This is a genomic window from Oscillospiraceae bacterium (assembly GCA_025758045.1).
Taxonomy (GTDB): domain Bacteria; phylum Bacillota; class Clostridia; order Oscillospirales; family Ruminococcaceae; genus Gemmiger.
The window spans coordinates 814,706-838,492 of record CP107208.1 but is presented as its reverse complement, the minus strand read 5'-3'; the positions used below and the strand labels follow the sequence as shown (position 1 = coordinate 838,492).

Sequence of the window (23,787 nt, the reverse complement as noted above, 5' to 3'; positions counted from 1 at the left end):
CCTCTGGGAGGAGGCTCCCGCGAAGCGGGTGGGGGAGAGAGCCTACGATTTGGCAGCAGCTAAAGATACTGTCTCTCCCTCAGTCAGCTTCGCTGACAGCGCTCCCCCTCTGGCACGAAGTGCCACCTCCCCCGTATCGGGGGAGTCTGTCTCGCAGAGGGAGCCTTTTAAATGTGTGTTACTCCTGATGCGCCTGCAGTGCGGCCAGCAGCGGCGGGATCAACTGCTTTTTACGGCTGACGACCCCCGGCAGCCAGGCCTTGCCGTCCTTCGGCTCTACATGGAACGCGTCGCGCACGATCTGTTCGGCAGCGTTGCCGCAGTACATCAGATCGGTGCTCTGGGTCTTCATGTCGGTGAACATGTAGAAGATTATCGGCAGGCCCTCACGGCGGCTGGCCTCGGGCAGGAACGGCCCTACCAGTGCCTCGGCGGCGGCACGGGATTTGTCCGTCATGTAGATGGACTGCCCCACGCCAAACTTGGCGTCGCCGCGGCTGAACACCTTGAAGTCGGAGCAGAACACATCCTCGGCGTCGCGGCCGGTCAGGTCGGCGCCCGCTTCAAACATCTGCTCAGCGTAGGTGGGAATGTCCTCGCCCGCCAGCGCGGCCAGCGCCTTGGCAGCGGCCTCATCCTGCGGGGTCGAGGTGGGGGAGCGGAACATCAGCGTGTCGGACAAAATGGCCGACAGCAGCAGGCCCGCGATCTCTTTCGAGGGGGTCATGCCCTGCTCGCCGAACATCTGGTACAAAATGGTGGCTGTGCAGCCCACCGGCACATTGCGGAAGTAGACCGGCCCGGTAGTCTCCAAATTGCCGATGCGGTGATGGTCGATGATCTCCAGAATATCGGCTTCTTCCAGGCCGTCCACAGCCTGCTGGCGTTCGTTGTGGTCCACCAGAATCAGCTGCTTGCGGTGCAGGTTCAACAGGTTACGGCGGCTGACCACGCCGCAGTACTTGCCGTTCTCGTCCAGAATCGGGAAGTAGCGGTGGCGCACGCTGGCCATGACCTTGCGGGCGTCCTCAATGGGCGTGTTTACGCTGAATTTCAGAAGCTCCTTAGTGCGCATAAAGTGGCGCACCGGCGCGGCGGTGGAGATGAGCCGCGCGGCAGCGTAGGTGTCGTAGGGGGTGGCCAGGATGGCGCAGCCCTTCTCCTGGGCGCGGGCCACGATGGTGCGGGGCACTGCCGAGCCGCAGCAGACGATGATGGCCCGGGCACCGCAGTCGATGGCGCACATCTGCGCCTCGTACCGGTTGGAGACCAGGACTAAATCGTCGGGTTTGACCAGTTCCTCCATGATTTCGGGACTGGTGCCGATGCAGATGTTGCCGCTGTCGATGCGGGTGTCGGCGTTGCCTACTACCAGCTCAGCCTCCAGCGTTTCCAAAAGATTGGAGTAGCGGGTGCTGGCGGCGGCCAGTACGGCAGTGTCAAACAGGTCCATGTTGGCATCGGCAATGTCCTTGATGGTGATAAGCCCCTGCAGCTCGCCCTCGTTATCCACGATGCACAGGGTGTCGATCTCGACATCGCGCATCAGGTTCCAGGCGGCGCGCACGCTCATTTCGCCGTCAATGCCCGCCTGTTTGCGGATGTCAATGTCTTTGATCTGGGGGCTGACATCAGTGCACAGGCGCGGCGGCTCCACGCCGAAATGCTGCAAAACAAAGCGAGTCTCGCGGTTGATATGCCCGGCGCGGCGGGCTTCGTACAGGCCTTCCAGGCTGCCGCGGTTTTTCAGCCAGGCATAGGCAAGGGCCGAGCAGATCGAGTCGGTATCGGGGTTCTGGTGCCCGATGATGTTGATGCGGCGCATCGGTTTTGTTGCCATGTGTTCTTTCCCTCTCTTGTCTTGTTTTTTGGGAAACTGCGTCCTTCCCCACGGAATGTACAAAATCCCTTTCAATTACTATCCAACATTTTATATTATAGCATACTATTTTATAATTTGCGATTCTTGACAAATACTACATGATAGCGTATTATAGATAAGTATGTGGATATTGGGGTTTATCCCCCTATAGATAGGCATTCAATCGCAAACCAATCAGAGAGGGAACGTATATGATTCAGGAAAATTTACGCAATGTCGCGATCATCGCCCACGTTGACCACGGCAAAACCACCCTGGTCGACCAGATGCTGAAGCAGTCCGGTGCTTTCCGCGCCAACCAGCAGGTCGCCGAGCGTGTCATGGACTCCGGCGATATCGAGCGCGAGCGCGGCATCACCATCCTGGCCAAGAACTGCTCCTGCGAGTATCAGGGCGTCAAGATCAACATTGTCGATACCCCGGGCCACGCCGACTTCGGCGGCGAGGTCGAGCGCGTGCTGAAGATGGTCAACGGCGTTCTGCTGCTGGTCGACGCTGCCGAGGGCTGCATGCCCCAGACCCGTTTTGTTCTGCAGAAGGCTTTGCAGCAGAACCTGTCTCTGGTCATCGCCGTCAACAAGATCGACCGTCCCGACGCCCGCATTGCCGAGGTCATCGATGAGATCCTTGAGCTACTGATGGATCTGGGCGCTACCGACGAGCAGCTGGACAGCCCGATGGTCTTCTGCTCCGGCCGTAACGGCACCGCCAGCTATGACTGGACCGATCCTTCCTCCGGCACCGACCTCAAGCCCCTGTTCGACACCATCCTCAAGTACGTGCAGCCGCCGGAGGGCGAGCCTGACGAGCCGCTGCAGATGCTGGTCTCCAGCGTCGACTACAACGACTTCGTGGGCCGTATGGGCGTTGGCCGTGTGCAGAACGGCGTCATCAAGGTCGGCTCCGCCATCCAGGTGTGCGACTGGCACAACCCCGATGTGCATATGAGCGGCCGCATCACCAAGCTGTTTGACTTCAAGGCCAACGGCCGTGAGCCCATCGAGAGCGCCCAGGCTGGCGACATCGTTGCCTTTGCCGGTCTGCCTGATATTTCCATCGGCAACACCATCTGCGATCCCAGCAAGGTGCAGCCCCTGCCCTTCGTTAAGATCAACGATCCTACGGTGGAAATGACCTTCTCCGTCAACGATTCTCCCTTCGCCGGCAAAGAGGGTAAGTACGTTACCTCCCGCCAGATCCGTGACCGCCTGATGCGCGAACTGCTGAAGGATGTTGCCTTGAAGGTCGAGGATTCCGCCACCAACGATTCCTTCCGCGTCATGGGCCGCGGCGAAATGCACCTGTCAATCCTCATCGAGACTATGCGCCGTGAAGGCTATGAGCTGCAGGTCAGCCCCCCGCACGTTCTGACCCACGAGGAGGACGGCAAGGTCATGGAGCCTATGGAGCGTGTCGTCATCGATGTGCCCGAGGTCTACCAGGGCAATGTTATGACCGCCCTGGGTGCCCGCAAGGCCATCCTGATGAACATGCAGATGATGAACAGCCGTTCCCGCATCGAGTTCCGTATGCCCAGCCGCGGCCTGTTCGGTTATCGCAGCCAGTTCCTGACCGACACCCACGGTGAAGGCATCATGAATACCATTTTTGATGGTTACGAGGAATGGTGCGGCGACATTCAGACCCGTTCCACCGGCTCTCTGATCAGCTTCGAGACCGGCGACGCCGTCACCTACGGTCTGTTCAACGCCCAGCAGCGCGGCACCCTGATCGTCAACGCAGGCGAGAAGGTCTACGCGGGCGAGGTCGTCGGCTACACCCCGACCGGTGAGGACATCACCGTCAACGTCTGCAAGACCAAGCACCTGACCAACACCCGCGCTTCCGGCAGCGACGATGCCCTGCGCCTGGTGCCCGTCAGCAAGTTCAGCCTGGAGGGCTGCCTGGAATTCCTGGCCCCCGACGAGCTGCTGGAAGTCACCCCCGAAAACCTGCGCATCCGCAAGCGCATCCTGGACCATGACCTCCGCATGAAGGCCGCCAGCAAGAAGAATAAGTGATTTTTTCACACTGAACCAAAGGAGGCTGCTGCACCGCAAACACCGGGCAGCAGCCTTTTGCGTTAAAAGGACAATGATATGAACAGCTTTCTGGACAAGATGCGTTCCTGGATACCGGCCCATGCCCCAGAGTGGGTGTTCAAGGCCAGCATGGCCGTGTGGGAAGCCTACAAAAACCTGACCATGCCGGAGCAGAAAAAGTCTTTTGGAAATAAAAACCCGGACAAGACTTTCTTCGTCATCCGTCTGTATCCCCCGGCAGCAGGCTTTTTGGCCGACTATAACTATGTGCTGGGCTATATGAAATATGCCTATGATAACGGCTGGATCCCTGTGGTGGATATGCAGAACTACCAGACCCTGTATAACGAGGACCATCCCATCCACGGCACGACCAATGTGTGGGAGTATTTCTTTGAGCAGCCGCTCGACCCCGCCACCGGCAAGCGCTACACGCTGGAAGAAGTATACCAGAGCAAAAACGTCATCCTCTCCAACGGCAGCGACCAGCGCTGTAACTTTACCGGCGATAAAGACCCGGAAGTGCTGAAATGGCAGCACGAGATGGCGGAACGGGCGCCGTTCAATGCGGAAATGCAGGCGTATGCTGACAAGGTAAAAGCCTCGCTGGATGTGCCAGAAAATATGGACTTGATTGGCATTGCTATGCGTGGCTCAGATCTAAACAAACGCTTTTACGGTCACGCAGTGCAGTTGACCGCTGACGAAGCTGTCCCGCTGCTGCAAGACCGTTTGCAGTGCTGGAAGAAGAGTGGCCGGGAACTTGGCGTTTTTGTTAAGTCCGAGGAACAGACGGCGCTGGACCTTATTGCATCGAAGTTCGATAACGTATTCTATTCCGATTCTGTCCGCTTCAAGTTGGGTGAGTCGAATCATGTGAACCGTTCGTCTGACTTGACGGATAAATCCAGTAAATACGAGAATACGCAACAATACCTGGGCGATATTTATCTACTGTCCCAGTGTGATTGCATTATCAGTACCATGAACAACGGCTATTACACCGCTATTATCTGGAACGGCGGCAAGTTCTCTCATCTGGAGACCATCGACAAAGGCCGTTACAAATAAAGCATCCATAGTACGAGGAACCCTATGAAAAAATTCAAACTTGGCGAATTTGAACGAAACAGCGCGATCGTGTTTGCCATCTCCATGCTAGCCAATGTCGTTACGTATCTATATCAAATCGTAATGGGAAACCTGCTTTCCCCGGCAGATTACGGCACCATCAACACGCTGCTGTCGCTGTCTATTGTTGTCGGTGTGCCGTCGGGTATCATCTCGACGCTGGTAGCTACTTACACGGCCAAGTATCAGGCTGTCGGCAAACCGGAATTGATCGGCGGCTTTATGCACAAAATGCTGCGTGCCAGTGTGCTGCTGGCTTGTGTGGTGTTCGCTGCAGGTGCGGCGCTGTCCAGTATCATCGCCAATGTTTTGCAGATCGAGGAGACCCGCTACATACTGGCCACCATGGTCGTGGTGGCGTTCAGCTGTGTGGCGCCGGTTTTCAGCTGTACGCTGCAAGGTGTTAAGCGATTCGTACCTTACAGCATAAACGGTGTGCTCAATATCGCTATCCGCCTGCTGCTCAGCATCACTTTTGTGCGGATGGGTTTCGGCATCGGCGGCAACCTGGCAGCTGTAATTTTGGCAGCGTTTGCCACGGCGGCGTTCTGCTTCTGGTGTGCACGTGACCTGTTCTTTGCACCCAAAATAGAGCAGCTGCATCTGGACCGTACCGAGATACGGCGCTACTTTGTCAGTACGTTCTGGTTTCAGCTATTTTTGCTGCTGATGGCCAACGGTGATGTGTTGCTTATCAAGACCTTTGCTGCTGACCCGGCGGAGGTGGGCATCTACTCCTCGGGCAGTGTCATCGGCAAAATTTCGCTGTACTTAGCCAACGCCATCGTGCCGGTGCTGCTGCCGATGGTGGCTGAGCGCCAATCCACCGGCCACGATACCCGCCAGCTGCTCAAGCGCGCCATGCTTTGGGGCGGCGGTGTTGCGATGCTGTGCGCCGTGGGCATGAACGTGGTGGGCCGCCCGATGATCGGCCTGCTGTTTGGCGAACGTTACCTTGCCGCCATCGACCTGCTGCTACCCATCTCGTTCTATGTGGTGCCGGTGGCCTGCCTGACGATCCTCATCAACTACCTGATGCCGCTGGGCCGTTCAGGCTTCTTCGCCGTCAGCATGACGGCGGGGTATCTGCTGATTTTTGTGCTGGTGTCCCGGTTCCATCACTCGGTGGCGCAGATGTTGTACATCATGGGCGGCGGCCTGCTGCTGGTGCTGGCAGCCAACCTGATCTACATCGCCCTTGCCCCGCAGAAAGAAAAAGCAACGGTATAAAACAAGCTCCCCATCCGGGGAGCTTTTTGCTGTTTATGGGGCCGGACATTGCACAGTTTTTGCGCGAATAGTATGATTTTTTTCTTGCGCTTTTGCACAAAGGGGGGTATACTATAGATGGAAGAGTCTGCACCGGTGGTTGCCCGCCGTGCAGCAAATTGAATGTGAGGTGTATCAGTTATGAAGGAACCTATGGTTATTACAATGGCACGTGAGTATGCTTCCGGCGGCAGCGAGATTGCCCAGGCCGTGGCCGATAAGTTGGGTATCCCGCTGTACAATAAGGAGCTGATCACCCTGGCCGCCAAAAAGAGCGGCCTGACCGAGGAGGCCATCGCCGCCAGCGAGAACCAGCGCAGCGGCAGCCTGATCTACAGCCTGTACATGATGGGCAATACTATGCCCCTGGCCGATCAGGTGTACATTCTGCAGAGCAACGTCATCAAGGAACTGGCCTCCCAGGGACCCTGCGTGATCCTGGGCCGCTGCGGTGACTATGTTCTGCGGGAGCGTCCCAATGTGTTGCGCACCTTTGTTTACGCACCGGTGGCCGACCGTGTGGGGCGCGCAAAAATCCGCCCCGATGCCAAGGAGATGCCCGACCGCATGTGGGAAAGCCAACTGGCCAAGCACGACCGTGCCCGTGCCAGCTACTACAACTACTATACCGAGAACCGCTGGGGCGAAGCCAAAAACTATGACCTGTGCCTGAATGCCGCGCTGGGTCTGGACACCTGTGCCGACCTGATCGTGGATGCCGCCAAGGCCATGAACAAGTAAGGAGCGTGCTGCTATGCTGCGCTATGTCAAAAGCGGAATGATGCTGATGAGCATCGCCTATATCGTGCTGGGGCTGATGCTGCTCATTATGCCGGAAACCAGTCTGCTGTGGATCTGCTACGCCTTTGGCGTGGTGGTGCTTATCACCGGCATTGTCTGTCTGATCCAGTACGCCCGCATCCGGGGCACCGGCTTCACCGCGCCCTTTATGCTGGTGGGCGGCGTCATCACGGCAGGGCTGGGCCTGTTCACTTTAGCAAAACCCCAGGTGGTGGCCAGCTTTCTGCCGGTGGTGTTTGGCATCTTTATCGTGGTGGATGGTTGCAGCCGCATCGGCTCGGCTATTGACCTGGCAAAGCGCAAAGGCGAAAAGTGGTGGATGCTGCTGCTGTTCAGCATTGTGTCCATTGCGCTGGGTGCGCTGCTCATCTGGCACCCGTTCGGCGCGGCTGTTAGTGTGGTGATGCTCTGCGGCATCCTGTTGATCGTCGAAGGTGCGTTGAATCTTGGCTGCATCCTGTATGCGGCCATGGAGCTGCGCACGCTGGACCGCATGGCCAATGCCGCCGTCAACGCGACCCTGACCGCCTTGGGTGATGCCCTGGACGAAGCCGAGGCCGCGGACACCGACATCGTGGACGCGACCCGGGACGGAGAACCTGTCGTGTACGATGCCGAGAGTACTGACGTGTCCGACGAGGACTCCAGCAAAACCTGACCGGGTGCCTGCACCCTGTTATAAATGTCCCCACATATTTTTAAAGGAGAGAACCCCCATCCATGTATGATCTGATCATCGTAGGCGCCGGCCCTGCCGGTATTTTCACCGCGCTGGAGCTGCTGCGCAAAAGCTGCAATCCCCACAAGATCCTGCTTATCGAAAAGGGCAAGCCTGTGGAAAAGCGCCACTGCCCCAAGGATAAAACCGGTGTCTGCGTAAACTGCAAGCCGACCTGCGCCATCACCACCGGCTTTTCCGGCGCGGGCGCATTCTCGGACGGCAAGCTGTCCCTGTCCTACCAGGTCGGCGGCGAACTGCCCGACCTGATCGGTGAGGACTTCGCCCAGGAACTGATCGACTACACCGATAAGATCTACCTGGAATTCGGCGCTGATCCGAAGGTAGAGGGCGTCTACGAAGGCCCCGACATCAAGGACATCCGCAAGCGCGCTATCCAGGCGGGCCTGCAGCTGGTCGATTGCCCCATCCGCCACCTGGGCACCGAGAAGGCCCAGCAGCTCTACCTGAACATCCAGAACTATCTGGCCGACGCCGGCGTGGAGATGCTGTTCAACACCGAGTGCGAGAACATCATCCTCGAGGAATCCGCCTGCAAGGGTGTGCGCATCCGCGAGAAGGACGAATCCCGCGACATCTACGCCAAGCAGGTGGTCATCGCCACCGGCCGCCGCGGCGCCGATTGGCTGGAGAAGCTCTGCGCCGAGCACAACATTGCCCACAAGCCCGGCACCGTTGACATCGGTGTCCGCGTCGAGTGCCGCAACGAGGTCATGGAGAAGATCAACCAGGTCCTGTACGAGGGCAAGCTGATCGGCTACCCGGCCCCCTGGCACAACAAAGTGCGTACCTTCTGCCAGAACCCCGGCGGCTTTGTGGCCCAGGAAAACTACGACAACGACCTCGCTGTCGTCAACGGCCACAGCTTCAAGGAGAAGAAGAGCAACAACACAAACCTGGCCATTCTGGTCAGCCACAACTTCACCGAGCCGTTCAACCAGCCCATCGCCTACGCACAGAAAGTCGGCGAGTTGACCAACATGCTGGGTGCCGGCCACATCCTGGTGCAGCGCTACGGCGACATCCTGGACGGCAAGCGTACCTGGGCCAAGGAACTGGCCCGCACCAACGTGCGCCCGACGCTGAAGGACGCCGTGGCTGGTGACATCACCGCCGCCATGCCCTACCGCGCCATGGTCAACATCATCGAGTTCATCAAGATGATGGATGAGGTCGTGCCCGGCTTCGCCAGCCCTGAGACCCTGCTGTACAGCCCCGAGCTGAAGTTCTACTCCAACAAGGTCAAGATGGATACCGACCTGGAGACGAATATCGAGGGTCTGCACTGCCTGGGCGATTCCTCCGGCTGGACCCGCGGCCTGATGATGGCTTCCGTTATGGGCGTACTGATGGGCCGCAAGCTGATGGAAAAGCACGGCTTTTGATTTGTAAACACATACTTGGCAGCCGGCCTTCGGGCCGGCTGTTTTGGCACCCCTGCAGTTTTGCCGGGGTGCTAAATTTTTTACAAAATCTACCGTCTCTCCTGGATTGTATTTTCTTTGACAAAATGATACACTATTCTTAATTAGTATCCCCTTAAAAGGCCTATCCGGGAGAGGGCTTTAAAGTCCAGTCATACATAAACGACTATACACATTTTTATATATAGACAAAGAGAGGGCATCATCGTGGCAGACGAACGCAAAGTATACCGCAGCCCGGCGCGTGCGCAAAGGGCTGTTTCCGGGGCTGGGCCGGCCCGGCAGCAGGGTGGGGCAGGTGTGCCGCCCCGTACACCCAAACAGCCGCCCAGAAAAACCAGCAAAAAACGCCGCAGCCGGGCTGTTTTGGGCCTCTGCGCCGCCTGTCTGGTGCTGGTCATTGTGCTGGCTGTGGTACTTACCCGCTGCTCGGCTGGTCCCACCGGGCCTGCCAAGGCAGACTTCGGCACCCCGGCGGCTGCCTGGCAGAAGAATGAACTGGGCTACTACTTTAATGAGAGCGGCGAGGCTATGCCTGCCGCCGTGCTGAAAGGCATCGATGTATCGAAATATCAGGGCGCGGTCGATTGGGAAAAGGCCAAGAGCAACGGCGTCGACTTCGCCATCATCCGCTGCGGTTTCGGCGGTGAGTGGGACGGCCAGGAGCAGGGATGGAACCAGGACGATCCCCAGTGGCGCCGCAACGCTGATGAGTGCACCCGTTTGGGCATCCCGTTCGGCGCGTACATCTACTCCTACGCTACCACCGAGGACGAAGCCCGCAGCGAGGCCGACCACGTTGCCCGCCTGCTGGGCCTGGTTGCCCCGCCGCAGGAGGGACTCGAGGACTACACCGCCGCGCCCTACCGGCTGTCCTACCCCGTCTACTACGATCTGGAGGACAAGAGCATCAGCGGCATCTTCCCGGATGAGATGGCCGCCATCACCAAAGCGTTTTTTGACCGCCTGACCGAGCTGGGCTACACCGGCAAACAGGGCATCTATGCCTCGCTGAACTGGGTGCGCGCCCGCTTCAGTGATGCGGCGTTCGACCCCTGGCGCGAGAATCTCTGGATCGCCCGCTTTGCGGACGAACTGGGCTACACCGGCACCTACGATATGTGGCAGTGCAGCTATTCCGAGCCTGGCGCGGACTACGGTGTCGAGAGCGAGACGGTGGATATTGATTTCGTCATGCGGCCGTTTGCTTTCGGCGAAATTTCCAGCTGTAACGGCAAAACGGCCACGCCGACGCTGCTCAACGACACCCGCCAGACGGAGCTGCATCTGGACGGTAAGGATGCCTACGCGAACCTGACCACCAACCAGCCGGACGAGGAAAATGGCGGGCAGAAAATTTTCTGGACCACCAGCGACAAGAGTGTGGCGACCGTGGATAAGCACGGCCTTGTGCGCGCCAAGGCCGACAGCGGCGAGTGTACCATCACCGCCACGCTGGCCGACGGCACCGAGAGCATCCAGTGCCTTGTGCGGGTGGGCGACATCACCGTGCCCATTTTTGCCACCGGCTCCCTGGCGGGCCAGCGGGCCAACGACAACGTCAGCCTGGCCGATGTGGCCGCGCTGAAAGCCAGCACGCCGGATTCGATCCTCGTGGACGCGGGCGGCAGCCTGCACGGCACCACCGTGGCCAGCATGACCGGCGGCATGGATATGCTCAGCAGCTTTTCCGCTGCCGGGTACGATCTGCAGGCCTTCGGGGCCGAGGACCTGGCCTACGGCATCTCCCGCCTGCGCAGCGACGCCAATATGGGAAGCGGTCCGTCGCTGGCTGCCAACCTGCGGGATTCTGACGGTGCAGCAATCTTCTACCGCTCTACCAGCTGGAACCGCAACCGCATCACCAACGGCATGAACTACGTAATCACCCGTGCGGGCTACCGCATCGGGTTCTTCTCGCTGGCCGATGCCGACACCGTCAACAACAAGATCAGCCTGGTCAACGAGGAAACGCCCTTTGCCAACAACCTGACCCAGACCGCCAGCGAACAGGTGGCTGCTTTGCAGGCCCAGGGCGTGGATGCCATCATCTGCATCGCCACCCCCGGCATGGACACCGCCGCGCTGCAAACCACGCTGAAAGACCTGGGCGTGACCGCCATCGTGGACGGCAGCAGCAGCGCCAGCGGCCAGGATACTCTCTATCGCGCCGGTGCGGCGCTGGGACTGGACGGTGTGGCCCGCTTTGACCTGGTGTTCACCCAGGGCGGCGGTGTGGCCGTGCGCGGGGCCGACACTGTGACCGCCGATACGTTGCAGGCCAGCCGCTCCACCTTGGAGAGCCTGACCATCACGACCGATGACACCCAGACCGGCGGCGATGCTGCCGACCCGGACAAGGACACCGAGGCTGTGGGCGGAAAGGATACCAGCACCCCCGCGGAGACGGTCGACGAAGCCCAGCAGCAGGGGGCCGAGGCCTACGCCTACGCCGCCGCCAAGCTGGCCGGGCTGGATGCCGACGACCAGAGCATCTACTACACGCCGCTGTTCACCTACGCGGCCAACCCGGACGCTGAAAAGACGATCAGCTTCGCCAACTATCTGGCAGCGCTGTATCAGGAAATCGCTGAGAACGACCGCGACCACTGGCCCGAGGGCTGGACCGGCAGCGAGTTCACGGCACTGGCAGGAAATGTGGGCGAGCCGGAGTACGGCGACATCAGCCGCGGCACGCTGCTGGACCTGCTGCCCAAGGCAGCCCGGGTGCAGCTGGTTTCGGTCAGCGCCGACACCGCCCGCACGCTGGCAGGCCTCGACGGTGTCTCCCGCACCTATCAGGAATCCCTGAGCGAGTACGAACCGGCAGGGGATACCGTGCTCATTGTTACCGACACCCAGACGTTGGCCACCATCGGCACCGAAAATTACACGGTGCTGCGCGATTACGGCGATGTGTACTGGGATGTGCGCATGAACATCAACGATTTGACCGAGAACTTTACCACCGATTTCATCCTGCCCGAAGCCCCGCGATATGGCGTCGGACGGAATAACAAGTAAAAACGGCAGCGAGCCGTAAAATTTGATCGTAGAAGAATCTAAACGATTTTCTATGGGGAGGCGTATTCTATGAAGCTTACCTTTTTAGGCGCTGACCGTGAGGTTACGGGCAGCTGTACCCAGCTGGAAGCTGCAGGACATCGTATCCTGATCGACTGCGGCATGGAGCAGGGCCGCGACGTCTACGAAAACGCCGACCTGCCCTATGCCCCCGGCACCTACGAAGCTCTGCTGCTGACTCACGCCCACATCGACCACTCGGGCCGCATCCCGTACCTGTACAAAAACGGCTACCGCGGCCCCATTTACACCACCGACGCCACCCGCGACCTCTGTGCCATCATGCTGGAGGACTCGGCCCATATCCAGGAGCAGGAGGCTGAGTGGAAAAACCGTAAGGCCATGCGCAGTGGTGCCGAGATGGTCGAACCCGATTATACCGTCGAGGATGCCGAGAAGGTCATGCAGCAGTTCGTGCCCTGCCCCTATGAGACCTGGCAAAACCTGTTTGATGGACCAACGGGTAAAATCGAGATGCGCTTTACCGATGTAGGCCACCTGCTGGGCAGTGCGTCCATCTCGCTGCGCGTGACCGAACCGGGCAAGCAGCCGGAGATCATCGTTTTCTCCGGCGATATTGGCAACACCCACCAGCCGCTCATCAAGGACCCCGCCAACCCCGGCCACGCAGACTACCTGATTATGGAGTCCACCTACGGCGACCGCAGCCACGGCCCCAAGCCGGACTACCTGGGCGAGTTGACCGATGTGCTGCAATCTACCTTTGATAAGGGCGGTAACGTGGTCATCCCCAGCTTTGCGGTGGGCCGCACCCAGGAGCTGCTGTATTTTCTGCGGCAGATCAAGGCCGAGGGCCGCGTGACCGGCCACGGAAACTTCCCGGTCTACGTGGACAGCCCGCTGGCCAGCAAGTCCACCACTATCTTCCGCGAGAATTTCAGCGAGTGCTATGACGAGGAAGCCCTGGCCCTGGTGCAGGCAGGCCGGAACCCGCTGCAGTTCCCCGGCCTGCACATCAGCGAGACCAAAGAAGAATCCATGGCCATCAACGGCGACCCCGTGCCGAAGGTCATCATCTCGGCGGCGGGCATGTGCGACGCGGGCCGCATCCGCCACCATTTAAAGTATAACCTTTGGCGGCCAGAGTGCACCGTGCTGTTCGTGGGCTACCAAAGCCCCGGCACGCTGGGCAACGCGCTGGTCAACGGCGCGCAGGAAGTCAAGCTGTTTGGCGAGCCGGTGCAGGTCAAGGCGAGCATCCGGCAGCTGAGCGGGCTTTCCGGCCACGCCGACAAGGACGGCCTGGCCGCTTGGCTGCACGCCTTTGACGAAAAGCCGAAGTTCGTCTTTGTCAACCATGGCGAGGATGCCGTGGCCGCCCACTGGGCCGAAAAGCTGCGGGCTGAAGGCTACGAGGCCGACGCGCCCTACAACGGCGCTGTCTGGATCGTCAGCGATGGCCGCGCCGCCTGCGCCGAGACCGGTAACACGCAAAAAATCGTCAAGACCCGCACCGAAGCCAATGTGCGCACCAGCGCTGCTTACGACCGCCTGGTCAATATGGGCCAGCGTTTGATGGAAGTCATCCGCCACAACCAGGGCGGTGCCAACAAGGACCTGGCCAAGTTCGCCAGCCAGATCGCCAGCTTGTGCGATAAGTGGGATAGATAAAATATGTGAGCCGTGCATCTTTGGTCCCCTCTGCGAGGGAGCTCCCGCGGAGCGGGTGGGGGAGAGAGCTTTAGGCAAGGCTCTCTCCCTCCGGCGCTTCGCGCCACCGCTCCCCCTCTGGCGCTTTGCGCCATCTCCCCCGTACCGGGGGAGTCTGTCTCGCAGAGGGAGGCTTTTAGAGATACGCTAAAGCAAAGATTTAAGGAACTTTCAATTTATGCCGATTCATCAACCGTTTACCCGCCTGCCGGTTTGGCTGCGGCGGGTGCTTACCTTGCTGGCGGTGGTGCTGCTGGCGGCGCTGCTGACCCACTGGCGGCAGAACGCCAGCACCTACGCCACCGGCTTTTGGGATACCGGCTCCCAGCCGTTGGTGTTTGGCCGGATGCTCCAGATGGAAAACCACCAATCCGCCCCCGGCGGCTTTATGGGGGTGTATACCCAGGACTGGAGCGACAGCCAGAACCGCACCTGGTTCCGGGAAAACACGCCGGTCAACGCCGAGGATTTCCAGGCCTACACCCACCAATCCGGCCTGCAGGGCTGGGCATTCGGGCTGCTTAACCGCGCGTTTCGTCTGGTACAGCCCAGCGGCGAGACGCGGGAGACCTGGCTGTACACCGTAAACTGCATCCTGTTTTACGCAGCCGAGCTGCTGCTGGCGCTGGCTGCCTGGCGGCAGGCAGGCCCGGCGGCTGCGCTGGTCTGGGTGGTGGCCGTTGTGTTTGCCCCCTGGCCCCAGCGGGGTATGAAAGACCTGTACTGGTGCCTGTGGACCTGGCTGCTGCCGGTGCTGGCGTCGTTGCTGCTTTGCCGCGTTACCGTGCGCAAAGGCCGCACGTCCGGCTGGTGCTTTGGGCTGGTGGCGCTGGCGGTACTCATCCGCTGCATGTGCGGGTTTGAGTTTGTCTCCACCTTTTTGATTTTGTGCGAGATCCCGCTTTGCTGCGCACTCATGCAATCCCTTTGCGTTGACCGAAACCTGCCCGCCGCCCGCCGCTGGCTGGGCCGCACGGTAGGCACCGGCGCAGCGGCACTGGGCGGCATGGCCGCGGCACTCGGGCTGTGGTTCTGGCAGGAGGTGCAGTATTTCGGCACCGCCGCCGAGGCTTTCGCCAGCATGACCCAGGCTGTCACCAGCCGCGTCAGCGTCAGCGATAACGCTGTGCGTGCCGTCACCATCCCGGAGGTGCTGTACCTCTATTTTGTGGAAAACAAGGAGCCGCTTTTGCAGTTCGGCCCTGTGACGATTACGCTGCTGCCGCTGCTGGCTGCGGTGCTGGCAGAGGGCATCCTCTGCGCCGTACTGCTGGCCCGCCGCGGGCAGCCGGCCAAACTGGCCCCGCTGGCCACGGCCTGGGTGCTGAGCTTGGCCGCGCCGGTATCGTGGATGGTGCTTTCCAAGGCCCACGCCGCCATACATACCCATCTGGTGCCGATGCTGTGGCACTTTGCGCTGGTGCCGGTCAGCTGCCTGGCACTGGTGGTCATGACAAAAGAAATCGTATCTTTGCTGTTCAGGAGGAGACCCGACCTTGTGGCATCCCATTAAACATTACAAAACGATCCACCACCACAAAATGCTGGTGATGCAAAACTGCTTCCGCTGCGGGCTGTACTGGCAGGGCCTTACCCACGATTTAAGCAAGCTGTCCCCGGTGGAATTCTGGGCTGGTGCCAAGTACTGGCAGGGGATCTGCAGCCCCAACAACGCCCAGCGCCAGAAAGAAGGCTATAGTGCCGCCTGGCTGCACCATAAGGGGCGCAATAAGCACCATCTGGAATACTGGATCGACTACGCACCGGGCGGCGACCACGCCATGGCCGGTATGCGCATGCCGGAAAAGTACGTAGCCGAGATGGTGTGTGACCGCATTGCCGCCAGCAAAAACTACAAAGGCAAAAACTACACAGATGCCGTTGCATGGGAATACTACGACCACAGCAAAGACCATTACATCCTGCACCCCGAGACAAGAAAGCAGCTGGAGACCTGCCTGCTGATCCTGCGCGATGAGGGCGAGGATGCATGTTTTGCGTATATCCGCAAAGAATTATTAGGCAAAAAGAAATAAAAAACGCCCCTGCCCAGGTTGGTTTTGAACCATCCCCAGGCAGGGGCATTTTGCTGTTTTATTTGTTTAAAGTTCTTTCGGTTCCTTTCTTTCAAGAAAGGAATAAAACTCCCGTAAATTACAGGTTGAAGTAGCGCTTGGCGTTGTAGTAGCTGATGCCCTCGACGATCTGCTTCAGGGCCTTGTCATCGTTGGGGTACTGGCCGTTCTCGACCCAGCCGCCGATCAGGTTGCACATCAGGCGGCGGAACAGCTCGTGGCGGGTATAGCTCAGGAAGCTGCGGCTGTCGGTCAGCATACCGATGAAGTTGCCCAGCAGGCCCAGGCGAGCCAGGGTCTTCATCTGCTGGTACATGCCGTCGTCGGTATCGCAGAACCACCAGGCGGAACCCAGCTGGATCTTGCCGGGGATCTCGTCATCCTGGAAGGGTCCCATCAGGGTGCCCAGCATGTCGAAGTCGGCGGGGTTCAGGCTGTACAGGATGACCTTCGGGCACTCGTCGGTCTCAGTCAGCTTGCTCAGCAGGCTGCTGATGGTAGCGCTGCAATCGGTCACGGCGATCATATCGTAGCCGGTATCGGGGCCGAGCTTGCGGTACATCTTCTCGTTGACGTTGCGCAGGCAGCTGTAGTGCAGCTGCATAGCCACGTTGTATTTCTTGTACAGGCGGCCCAGGGCCAGCAGCACGTAGGTGGTGTACTCGTCGCCCTCTTCCTGGGTCAGGGTCTCACCGGCCATGGCCTTCTTGAAAGCAGCGGTAGCCTTCTCGGCGTTGGTATCCACGTAGGGGATGTAATCCAGGCCGTGGTCAGAGGCGCGGCAGCCCATCTCTACGAAGAACTGCAGGCGCTCATCCAGAGCGTTGACAACGCAGTTGGCACAGGCAAACTTGCGGCCGACCACGTTCTCCAGCTTGTGGATGTAATCGGCAAAGCCTTCCTTGCGGATGTTCAGGACCTTGTCGGGGCGGTAGGAGGGAGCCACGACGACCTTGATGGACGGGTCAGCCTTGATCTTCTTGTGCCACTCCAGAGAATCGATGGGGTCATCGGTGGTGCCGACCATGGCAACATTGCTCTGCGCGATCAGGCCGCGGACAGTCAGCTTCGGGTCATTCTGCAGCTTCTCGTTGCACAGGTTCCAAACTTCCTCAGCGGTGTCGCCGTTCAGCACGCCCTCGTAGCCAAAGTACTTCTTCAGCTCCAGATGGCACCAGGTGTACATCGGGTTGCCGATGGCCATGGGCAGGGCCTCGGCAAACTTCTGGAAACGCTCGCGGTCGGGCTTGTCGCCGGTGATGTACTCCTCGGGTACGCCGTTGGAACGCATCACGCGCCACTTGTAGTGGTCGCCAAAGTAGTAGTCAGAGCCATCGGCCAGGACCTGATGGCCGCCCAGCCACACCTGGGCGATGTTCTCAAAGCGGCGGTTCTCGTAGATCTCCTGCGGGGGAATGTGGCAGTGATAGTCTACGATGGGCAGCTTGGCCGAATAGTCGTGATACAGGTGCTGGGCGGTAGGGGTCTCCAGCAGAAAGTCCTTGTCCATAAAAGCTTTCATGTACAAAACGCTCCTTACAGATAATATAGGTTGTGGCGGGCTGCGCCCCCGGCGCGGCCCTTTGGCAAGCGAACGATACTTGCACAGGGTTTTAACGCCGAAAGCACATACTCTGCTATTATTATACATAAAGAAAAGCAATTCAACAAGTTGTAAAAATTGCGGTATGCGCGTCAAAATTGCTGAATTTTGCAAGGTGAAGCTGTGCAGGGTGCCAAAGGAACATAGATAAAAAAATAACTTGCAAAATATGTGCGATTTGTTGAAAAAGAATCCCGAAAAGAACCTTGACGGCAGGCGGGAAAGACTCTAAAATGATAATTAAGCAAGGCGTGCGGTGCGCACGCTGAAACTATGAAGTGATAAGGAGAAAGCAATATGGAAACTCTGAATTACGAGGTTCTGAAAAAGTCCGGCTATGACGGTTATGTCCTGAAAGATGCCCCCGAAAAGGTCCTGCAGTTCGGTGAGGGCAACTTCCTGCGCGCTTTCGTTGACTACTGGTTCGACCTGGCCAACGAGAAGGCTGACTGGAACGGCAAGTGCGTGCTGGTCCAGCCCATCGCCCCCGGCCTGGCCAAGATGATCAACGAGCAGGAGGGCCTCTACACCCTGTACCTGCGCGGCAGCGAAAACGGAAAAAAGGTCGATGACAAGCGCGTGATCTCCAGCGTGTCCCGCTGCCTGAACCCGTATGAGAAAGAGGATTTTGACAAGATGATGGCCGTTGCCGCCAGCGACGACCTCGAGATCATCGTCTCCAACACCACCGAGGCCGGCATCGTCTACGACCCCGCCTGCAAGCTGGAGGACGTTCCCGCATCCAGCTTCCCCGGCAAGCTGACCCAGGTGCTGTATCACCGCTATAAGGCAGGCAAGAAGGGCATCATCATGCTGGCCTGCGAGCTGATCGACAACAACGGCAAGGAACTGCTGAAGTGTGTCAACCAGTACATCGAGCAGTGGGGCCTGGAGGACGGCTTCAAGAAGTACGTCAACGAGGACTGCACCTTCTGCGGCTCTCTGGTTGACCGTATCGTTCCCGGCCGCATCCGTGACCCGAAGGAAGTTGCTGAACTGGAAGCCAAGCACGGCTATGCTGACCCGCTGCTGGATGTCGGTGAGGTCTTCGGCGTCTGGGTCATTGAGGGTGACACCAAGCTGAACGACGTTCTGCCCTTCCGCAAGGCTGGCCTCGAGGATCACGTCTTCGTTACCCCCGATATGAGCCCGTACAAGAAGCGCAAGGTACGTATCCTGAACGGCGCCCACACCGGCTTTGTTCTGGGCGCATACCTGGCCGGCTACGACATCGTGCGCGACTGCATGCATGACGACACCATCCTGGGCTACATGAACAAGATGCTGCTGGATGAGGTCGTGCCCATCCTGCCCCTGGATCAGGACGACTGCAAGAAGTTCGCCGCTGCTGTGGAGGACCGCTTCAACAACCCGTTCGTCAACCATGAGCTGATGAGCATCTCCCTGAACTCCACCTCCAAGTGGCGTGCCCGCAACATGCCTTCCTTCCTCGAGTACATCGAGAAGAACGGCAAGCTGCCCACCTGCCTGACCATGAGCTTCGCTGCTTACATTGCCTTCTACAGCAACGATGTCCAGGGCTTGACCGACAAAGGCCTGGTCTGCAAGCGTGCCAAGGGCAACGAGTACACCGTCTCCGATGATCGTTGGGCTCTGGAATTCTACAACGAGCACAAGAACGACGATATCCCGACTCTCGTCCATGCCGTCATGACCAACGAGCAGATGTGGGGCCAGGACCTGACCAAGGTCGCCGGCTTCGAGGAAACTACCGTCAAGAACCTGACCATGATTCGTGAGCAGGGCGCTCTGGCTGCTTACAAGAGCTGCCTGTGATTCCTGCGCGGCAACGCATAAAATAAACCCCACTGGGGCCGGAGGATGCCCTCCGGCCCCAATTTTATTATAAGGCAACACCGCACAATTCCCGCCTAACGGCTTAAGCACCGCTCCGGCGGATCTCCGCGCCAAGAGCCGCCGCAAGCGGCGGTTGCGCTCCGAAGCGCCTCGCTGCGGCTCGGTGTGCGGCACGGCATCTGCGTTGCCAAAATGCTCGATAATACACAAAGTATTATCTGCGCTTTTGGCTTAGCATCTGCCGCACCTCGCTCGCCGTATCGGCACTTAGAATTATGCGGTATTGCCATAACTAGATTAAGGAGATAGTCTTATTATGCCCATCGCTATTAAGATCAACCCCAAAGATAACGTGGTCGTTGCCCTGCACCCCATCGCCAAGGGCACCGCTGTCCCCGTGGATAACACCACCGTCACCGCTGTTGAGGATATCCCCCAGGGCCACAAGATGGCCATCACTCCCATCAAGGCAGGCGAGAATGTCATCAAGTACGGCTTCCCCATCGGCCATGCCACCGCTGACGCCGTGCCCGGCACCTGGATGCACACCCACAACGTCAAGACCAACCTGTCCGGCGAGATCGAGTACAGCTACCATCCCGACGTACATCCCCTGACCCCGGCGGCCCCGGAGACTTTCATGGGCTACCGCCGCAAGGACGGCCGTGCCGCCATCCGCAACGAGATCTGGATCATCCCCACCGTCGGCTGCGTCAACGACTGCGCCAAAGCCCTCGTGCGGGACAACCAGGATCTGGTCACCGGCTCCATCGACGGCCTGTACACCTTCACCCATCCCTTCGGCTGCTCCCAGACCGGCCATGACCATGCCCAGACCCGCAAGCTGCTGGCTTCGCTGGTCCGCCACCCCAACGCCGGCGCTGTGCTGGTGCTCTCTCTGGGCTGCGAGAACCTGACCCATGAGCAGTTCCTGGAAGAACTGGGCGACTACGACGCTGACCGCGTCAAGTTCCTGACCTGCCAGGATGTCGAGGACGAGCTGGTCGCAGGCCGCGAGATCCTGAAAGAGCTGGCCGCCTACGCTGCCCAGTTCAAGCGCGAGCCGATCCCCGCCAGCGAGCTGGTCATCGGCATGAAGTGCGGCGGCTCCGACGGTCTGTCCGGCATCACCGCCAACCCCACCATCGGCCGCTTCAGCGATATGCTGTGCGCCCGCGGCGGTTCCACCGTGCTGACCGAGGTGCCCGAGATGTTCGGCGCCGAGGGGTTCCTGATGGATCGCTGCCAGAATGAGCAGGTCTTTGAGAAGGCTGTTAAGATGATCAACGGCTTCAAAGAGTACTTCATCAGCCACAACGAGGTCGTTTACGACAATCCCAGCCCGGGCAACAAGCAGGGCGGTATCACCACGCTGGAGGACAAGTCCTGCGGCTGCGTCCAGAAGGGCGGCTCTGCCCCCATCATGGATGTCATCGATTATGGTGAGCCCGTCACCACCAAGGGCCTGAACATGCTGTATGGCCCCGGCAACGACCTGGTCTCCGCCACTGCGCTGACCGCCGCCGGTGCCCACATGGTGCTGTTCTCCACCGGCCGCGGCACGCCGTTCGGCGCACCCGCCCCGACGCTGAAGATCGCTACCAACAGCCAGCTGGCCGCCAAGAAAAAGACCTGGATCGACTTCAATGCCGGTGTGGTCGCGGACGGCGAGCGTACCCTGGACGAGGCTGGCGCTGACCTGTACCAGCTGGTGCTGGATGTTGCTTCCGGCAAGCAGACCTGCGCCGAGAAGAAGGGCTTCCGCGAGATCTCCATCTTCAAGGACGGCGTCGTGCTTTGATTACGGGGGTTATGTTCCTTCTTTGAAAAGAAGAAACCGAAGAAACTTTTAAGGCAACACCGCATAATTCTAAGTGCCGATGCGGCGAGCGAGAAGTACAAGCTGCTAAGCAAAAAGCGCAGATAATACTTTGTGTATTATCGAGCATTTTTGCAACGCAGATTGTGCTTCGCAGCCGTAGCAGCGGTGCTTAAGCTGTAAAGCGGGAATTGTGCGGTGTTGCCTTAATATAAAATGCCCAAAAGCGTAAAACCAAGCGGGATATGACACGGGAAAGTGCGCGATGGGTTGAATAGAAGGTTGTAATATGGCTAAATTGACCGAGGGCGTCTACGAGAAGTATGGCGTCAACTACAAGACCCTGACCCTGACGGATGGCGACTATGCCCTGACCGTCACACCGGAAAAGGGCGGCATGGCAACGTCTTTCACCAAGGCCGGCGAGGAGTATCTCTGGCTGCGTGACAAGAACTTTGAATCCACCGACCGTCCCCGCTGCGGCGTGCCCATCCTGTTCCCCAACTGCGGCAAGCCGGATGGCGGCGCGCATCACTTCGGCGGTGCCGATCATCCCATCGAGGTCCACGGCCTGGCCGACCTGCTGCCCTGGCAGGTCAAGTCCGCCACCGAGGACGCCATCGAGCTGTCCCTGACCCCCAACGGCCTGACCAAGTTCGTCTACCCGTTTGATTTTGCTCTGACCATGCGCTACACCCTGGCAGGCAGCAAGGCGGGCCTGGCCCTGACCGTGAAGAACACCGGCGATAAGCCGATGCCGTTCAGCGTTGGCTTCCATCCCTATTTTGGTGTGACCAAGCTGGAAAATGTCAGCTTCGACATCACCGCTGCCACCTGCAGCGAGAACGCCAAGGGCAATCAGCCCGCCGCCCCCGCCCAGATCACCCTGACCAAAAAGGATGATGCCGCGGATTCCATCCGCCTGCTGACCGGCGTGAAGAGCCCCATGGTGCTGACCGATTCCGGCAATGGCCATAAGGTCACGGTCGCCTTTGATGAGGCTGCCTTCGGCAAGGGTGTCCTCTGGCAGCAGAACGCCGAGAGCTTCGTCTGCATGGAACCCTGGAACGGCTGGGCCAACTCCGTCAATGAGGAAGGCCGCCACGAGCAGCTGAACCCCGGCAAGAGCAAGACTTTCGCTTGGAGCATTGAGATCGGCTAAGCGGAAAATGTAGGGGTGACCATTGGTCGCCCGCAAACTTGGCGAAACAACACGTTTCCCGGAAAAGTTTTTTACATGGCAAACGGCCACGAGCTCGCCCTACAAAGCGTTTTAACAAATAAAAGAGGATGCAACCTTCCAGTTGCATCCTCTTTTTGGTATGCCTATGGCAACACCGCACAATTCCCGCCTAACGGCTTAAGCACCGCTCCGGCGGCTGCGGCACGGCATCTGCGTTGCCAAAATGCTCGATAATACACAAAGTATTATCTGCGCTTTTGGCTTAGCAGCTGCCGCACCTCGCTCGCCGTATCGGCACTTAGAATTATGCAGTATTGCCCTATATTAAAGTTTCTTTGCTTACTTTCTTTTCAAAGAAAGTAAGAGAAAGTTACCCCGGCTGCTTGCCGATGTAGGCCAGGATGCCGCCATCGACGTAGAGGATCAGGCCGTTGACAAAGTCAGAGGCCTCAGATGCCAGGAAGACGGCGGGGCCGCCCAGATCCTCGGCATTGCCCCAGCGGCCAGCGGGGGTCTTGGCAACGATGAACTGGTCAAACGGATGACGGCTGCCGTCCGGCTGGATCTCACGCAGCGGTGCGGTCTGCGGGGTAGCAATGTAGCCAGGTCCAATGCCGTTGCACTGGATATTGTACTGGCCGTACTCGGAAGCGATGTTCTTGGTCAGCATCTTCAGGCCGCCCTTAGCAGCAGCGTAGGCGGAGACAGTCTCACGGCCCAGCTCGCTCATCATAGAGCAGATGTTGATAATCTTACCGCCGCCCTGCTCGATCATGTCAGGGATAACGGACTTGGCCACGATGAACGGGGCGTTCAGGTCAACGTCGATGACCTGACGGAACTGAGCAGCGCTCATCTCAGTCATCGGGATACGCTTGATGATACCGGCGTTGTTGACCAGAATGTTGATGTGACCAACTTCCTCGGTAACCTGCTTGACGAGTGCCTTGACAGCGTCCTCGTTGGTGACGTCGCAGACATAGCCGTGGGCATCAATGCCGGCCTCTTTGTAGGCGGCCAGGCCCTTATCGACCAGCTCCTGTTTGATGTCGTTGAAAACGATGGTGGCGCCGTTGTTGGCCATAGCGGTAGCAATAGCAAAACCGATGCCGTAGGAAGCGCCGGTGATCAGGGCGACCTTGCCGGTCAGATCAAAAGATTTCGGGGTGCAAACAGACATGTTTAAAACCTCCTAAAATTCAATAAAAATATCCGAAACGCCTGCGGGGCAGACGCGGGAAACAAA

At 58.9% G+C, this 23,787-nt stretch carries 16 protein-coding genes; 13 read left to right on the top strand and 3 right to left on the bottom strand.

All coding sequences use genetic code 11. The features are described from left to right. Window positions 1-178 precede the first annotated feature (178 nt). Entirely contained in the window at window positions 179-1,840 is a 1,662-nt protein-coding gene (locus tag OGM81_04070; GenBank protein ID UYJ44319.1) for a putative manganese-dependent inorganic diphosphatase, read from the bottom strand. Between the two features lie 233 nt (window positions 1,841-2,073). On the opposite strand from OGM81_04070, the gene typA reads away from it, so the two are divergent. From typA to OGM81_04020, 10 genes are all read left to right on the top strand, one after another. After that, window positions 2,074-3,903, top strand: coding sequence for a translational GTPase TypA (gene typA, locus OGM81_04065; GenBank protein UYJ44318.1), 1,830 nt, complete (start codon window positions 2,074-2,076; stop codon window positions 3,901-3,903). 78 nt (window positions 3,904-3,981) lie between these two features. Continuing rightward, complete coding sequence (locus OGM81_04060; GenBank protein UYJ44317.1) at window positions 3,982-4,995, top strand: hypothetical protein; 1,014 nt, start codon at window positions 3,982-3,984, stop codon at window positions 4,993-4,995. Window positions 4,996-5,019: 24 nt separating this feature from the next. Then, a complete protein-coding gene (locus OGM81_04055; GenBank protein UYJ44316.1) occupies window positions 5,020-6,285 on the top strand; it encodes an oligosaccharide flippase family protein in 1,266 nt (421 codons plus the stop codon). Window positions 6,286-6,465: 180 nt separating this feature from the next. Further along, window positions 6,466-7,065 (top strand): cytidylate kinase-like family protein, encoded by a 600-nt coding sequence (locus OGM81_04050; GenBank protein ID UYJ44315.1) that lies wholly within the window; start codon window positions 6,466-6,468, stop codon window positions 7,063-7,065. Between the two features lie 13 nt (window positions 7,066-7,078). Beyond that, window positions 7,079-7,783 carry a DUF308 domain-containing protein gene (locus tag OGM81_04045; GenBank protein ID UYJ44314.1) on the top strand — a complete coding sequence of 235 codons (705 nt, stop codon included), beginning with the start codon at window positions 7,079-7,081 and terminating at the stop codon, window positions 7,781-7,783. A gap of 62 nt (window positions 7,784-7,845) precedes the next feature. Then, window positions 7,846-9,249, top strand: a complete 1,404-nt coding sequence (locus OGM81_04040; protein UYJ44313.1) for an FAD-dependent oxidoreductase — start codon at window positions 7,846-7,848, stop codon at window positions 9,247-9,249. Between the two features lie 246 nt (window positions 9,250-9,495). Beyond that, window positions 9,496-12,312 (top strand): GH25 family lysozyme, encoded by a 2,817-nt coding sequence (locus OGM81_04035; protein ID UYJ44312.1) that lies wholly within the window; start codon window positions 9,496-9,498, stop codon window positions 12,310-12,312. Window positions 12,313-12,381: 69 nt separating this feature from the next. Continuing rightward, entirely contained in the window at window positions 12,382-14,004 is a 1,623-nt protein-coding gene (locus OGM81_04030) for an MBL fold metallo-hydrolase (GenBank protein ID UYJ44311.1), read from the top strand. Window positions 14,005-14,221: 217 nt separating this feature from the next. Continuing rightward, the gene (locus OGM81_04025) at window positions 14,222-15,556 is read left to right on the top strand and encodes a hypothetical protein (GenBank protein ID UYJ44310.1); all 1,335 of its coding nucleotides are present in this window, start codon (window positions 14,222-14,224) and stop codon (window positions 15,554-15,556) included. A 28-nt stretch (window positions 15,557-15,584) separates the two neighbouring features. Next, complete coding sequence (locus tag OGM81_04020) at window positions 15,585-16,079, top strand: DUF5662 family protein (GenBank protein ID UYJ44966.1); 495 nt, start codon at window positions 15,585-15,587, stop codon at window positions 16,077-16,079. Window positions 16,080-16,197: 118 nt separating this feature from the next. On the opposite strand, the gene uxaC is transcribed toward OGM81_04020, so the two are convergent. Further along, window positions 16,198-17,640, bottom strand: coding sequence for a glucuronate isomerase (uxaC, locus tag OGM81_04015; protein ID UYJ44309.1), 1,443 nt, complete (start codon window positions 17,638-17,640; stop codon window positions 16,198-16,200). A gap of 378 nt (window positions 17,641-18,018) precedes the next feature. Here uxaC and OGM81_04010 point away from each other — a divergent pair, with 378 nt between their 5' ends. From OGM81_04010 to OGM81_04000, 3 genes are all read left to right on the top strand, one after another. After that, window positions 18,019-19,518: a tagaturonate reductase gene (locus OGM81_04010; GenBank protein ID UYJ44308.1), complete on the top strand. Its 1,500-nt coding sequence runs from the start codon at window positions 18,019-18,021 to the stop codon at window positions 19,516-19,518. 337 nt (window positions 19,519-19,855) lie between these two features. Further along, window positions 19,856-21,340 (top strand): altronate dehydratase family protein, encoded by a 1,485-nt coding sequence (locus OGM81_04005; protein UYJ44307.1) that lies wholly within the window; start codon window positions 19,856-19,858, stop codon window positions 21,338-21,340. 307 nt (window positions 21,341-21,647) lie between these two features. Beyond that, a complete protein-coding gene (locus tag OGM81_04000) occupies window positions 21,648-22,520 on the top strand; it encodes an aldose epimerase (GenBank protein UYJ44306.1) in 873 nt (290 codons plus the stop codon). Between the two features lie 391 nt (window positions 22,521-22,911). Here the strand turns inward: OGM81_04000 and OGM81_03995 are convergent, their stop codons facing one another. Then, window positions 22,912-23,721 carry a gluconate 5-dehydrogenase gene (locus OGM81_03995; GenBank protein UYJ44305.1) on the bottom strand — a complete coding sequence of 270 codons (810 nt, stop codon included), beginning with the start codon at window positions 23,719-23,721 and terminating at the stop codon, window positions 22,912-22,914. Between the last annotated feature and the right edge of the window lie 66 nt (window positions 23,722-23,787).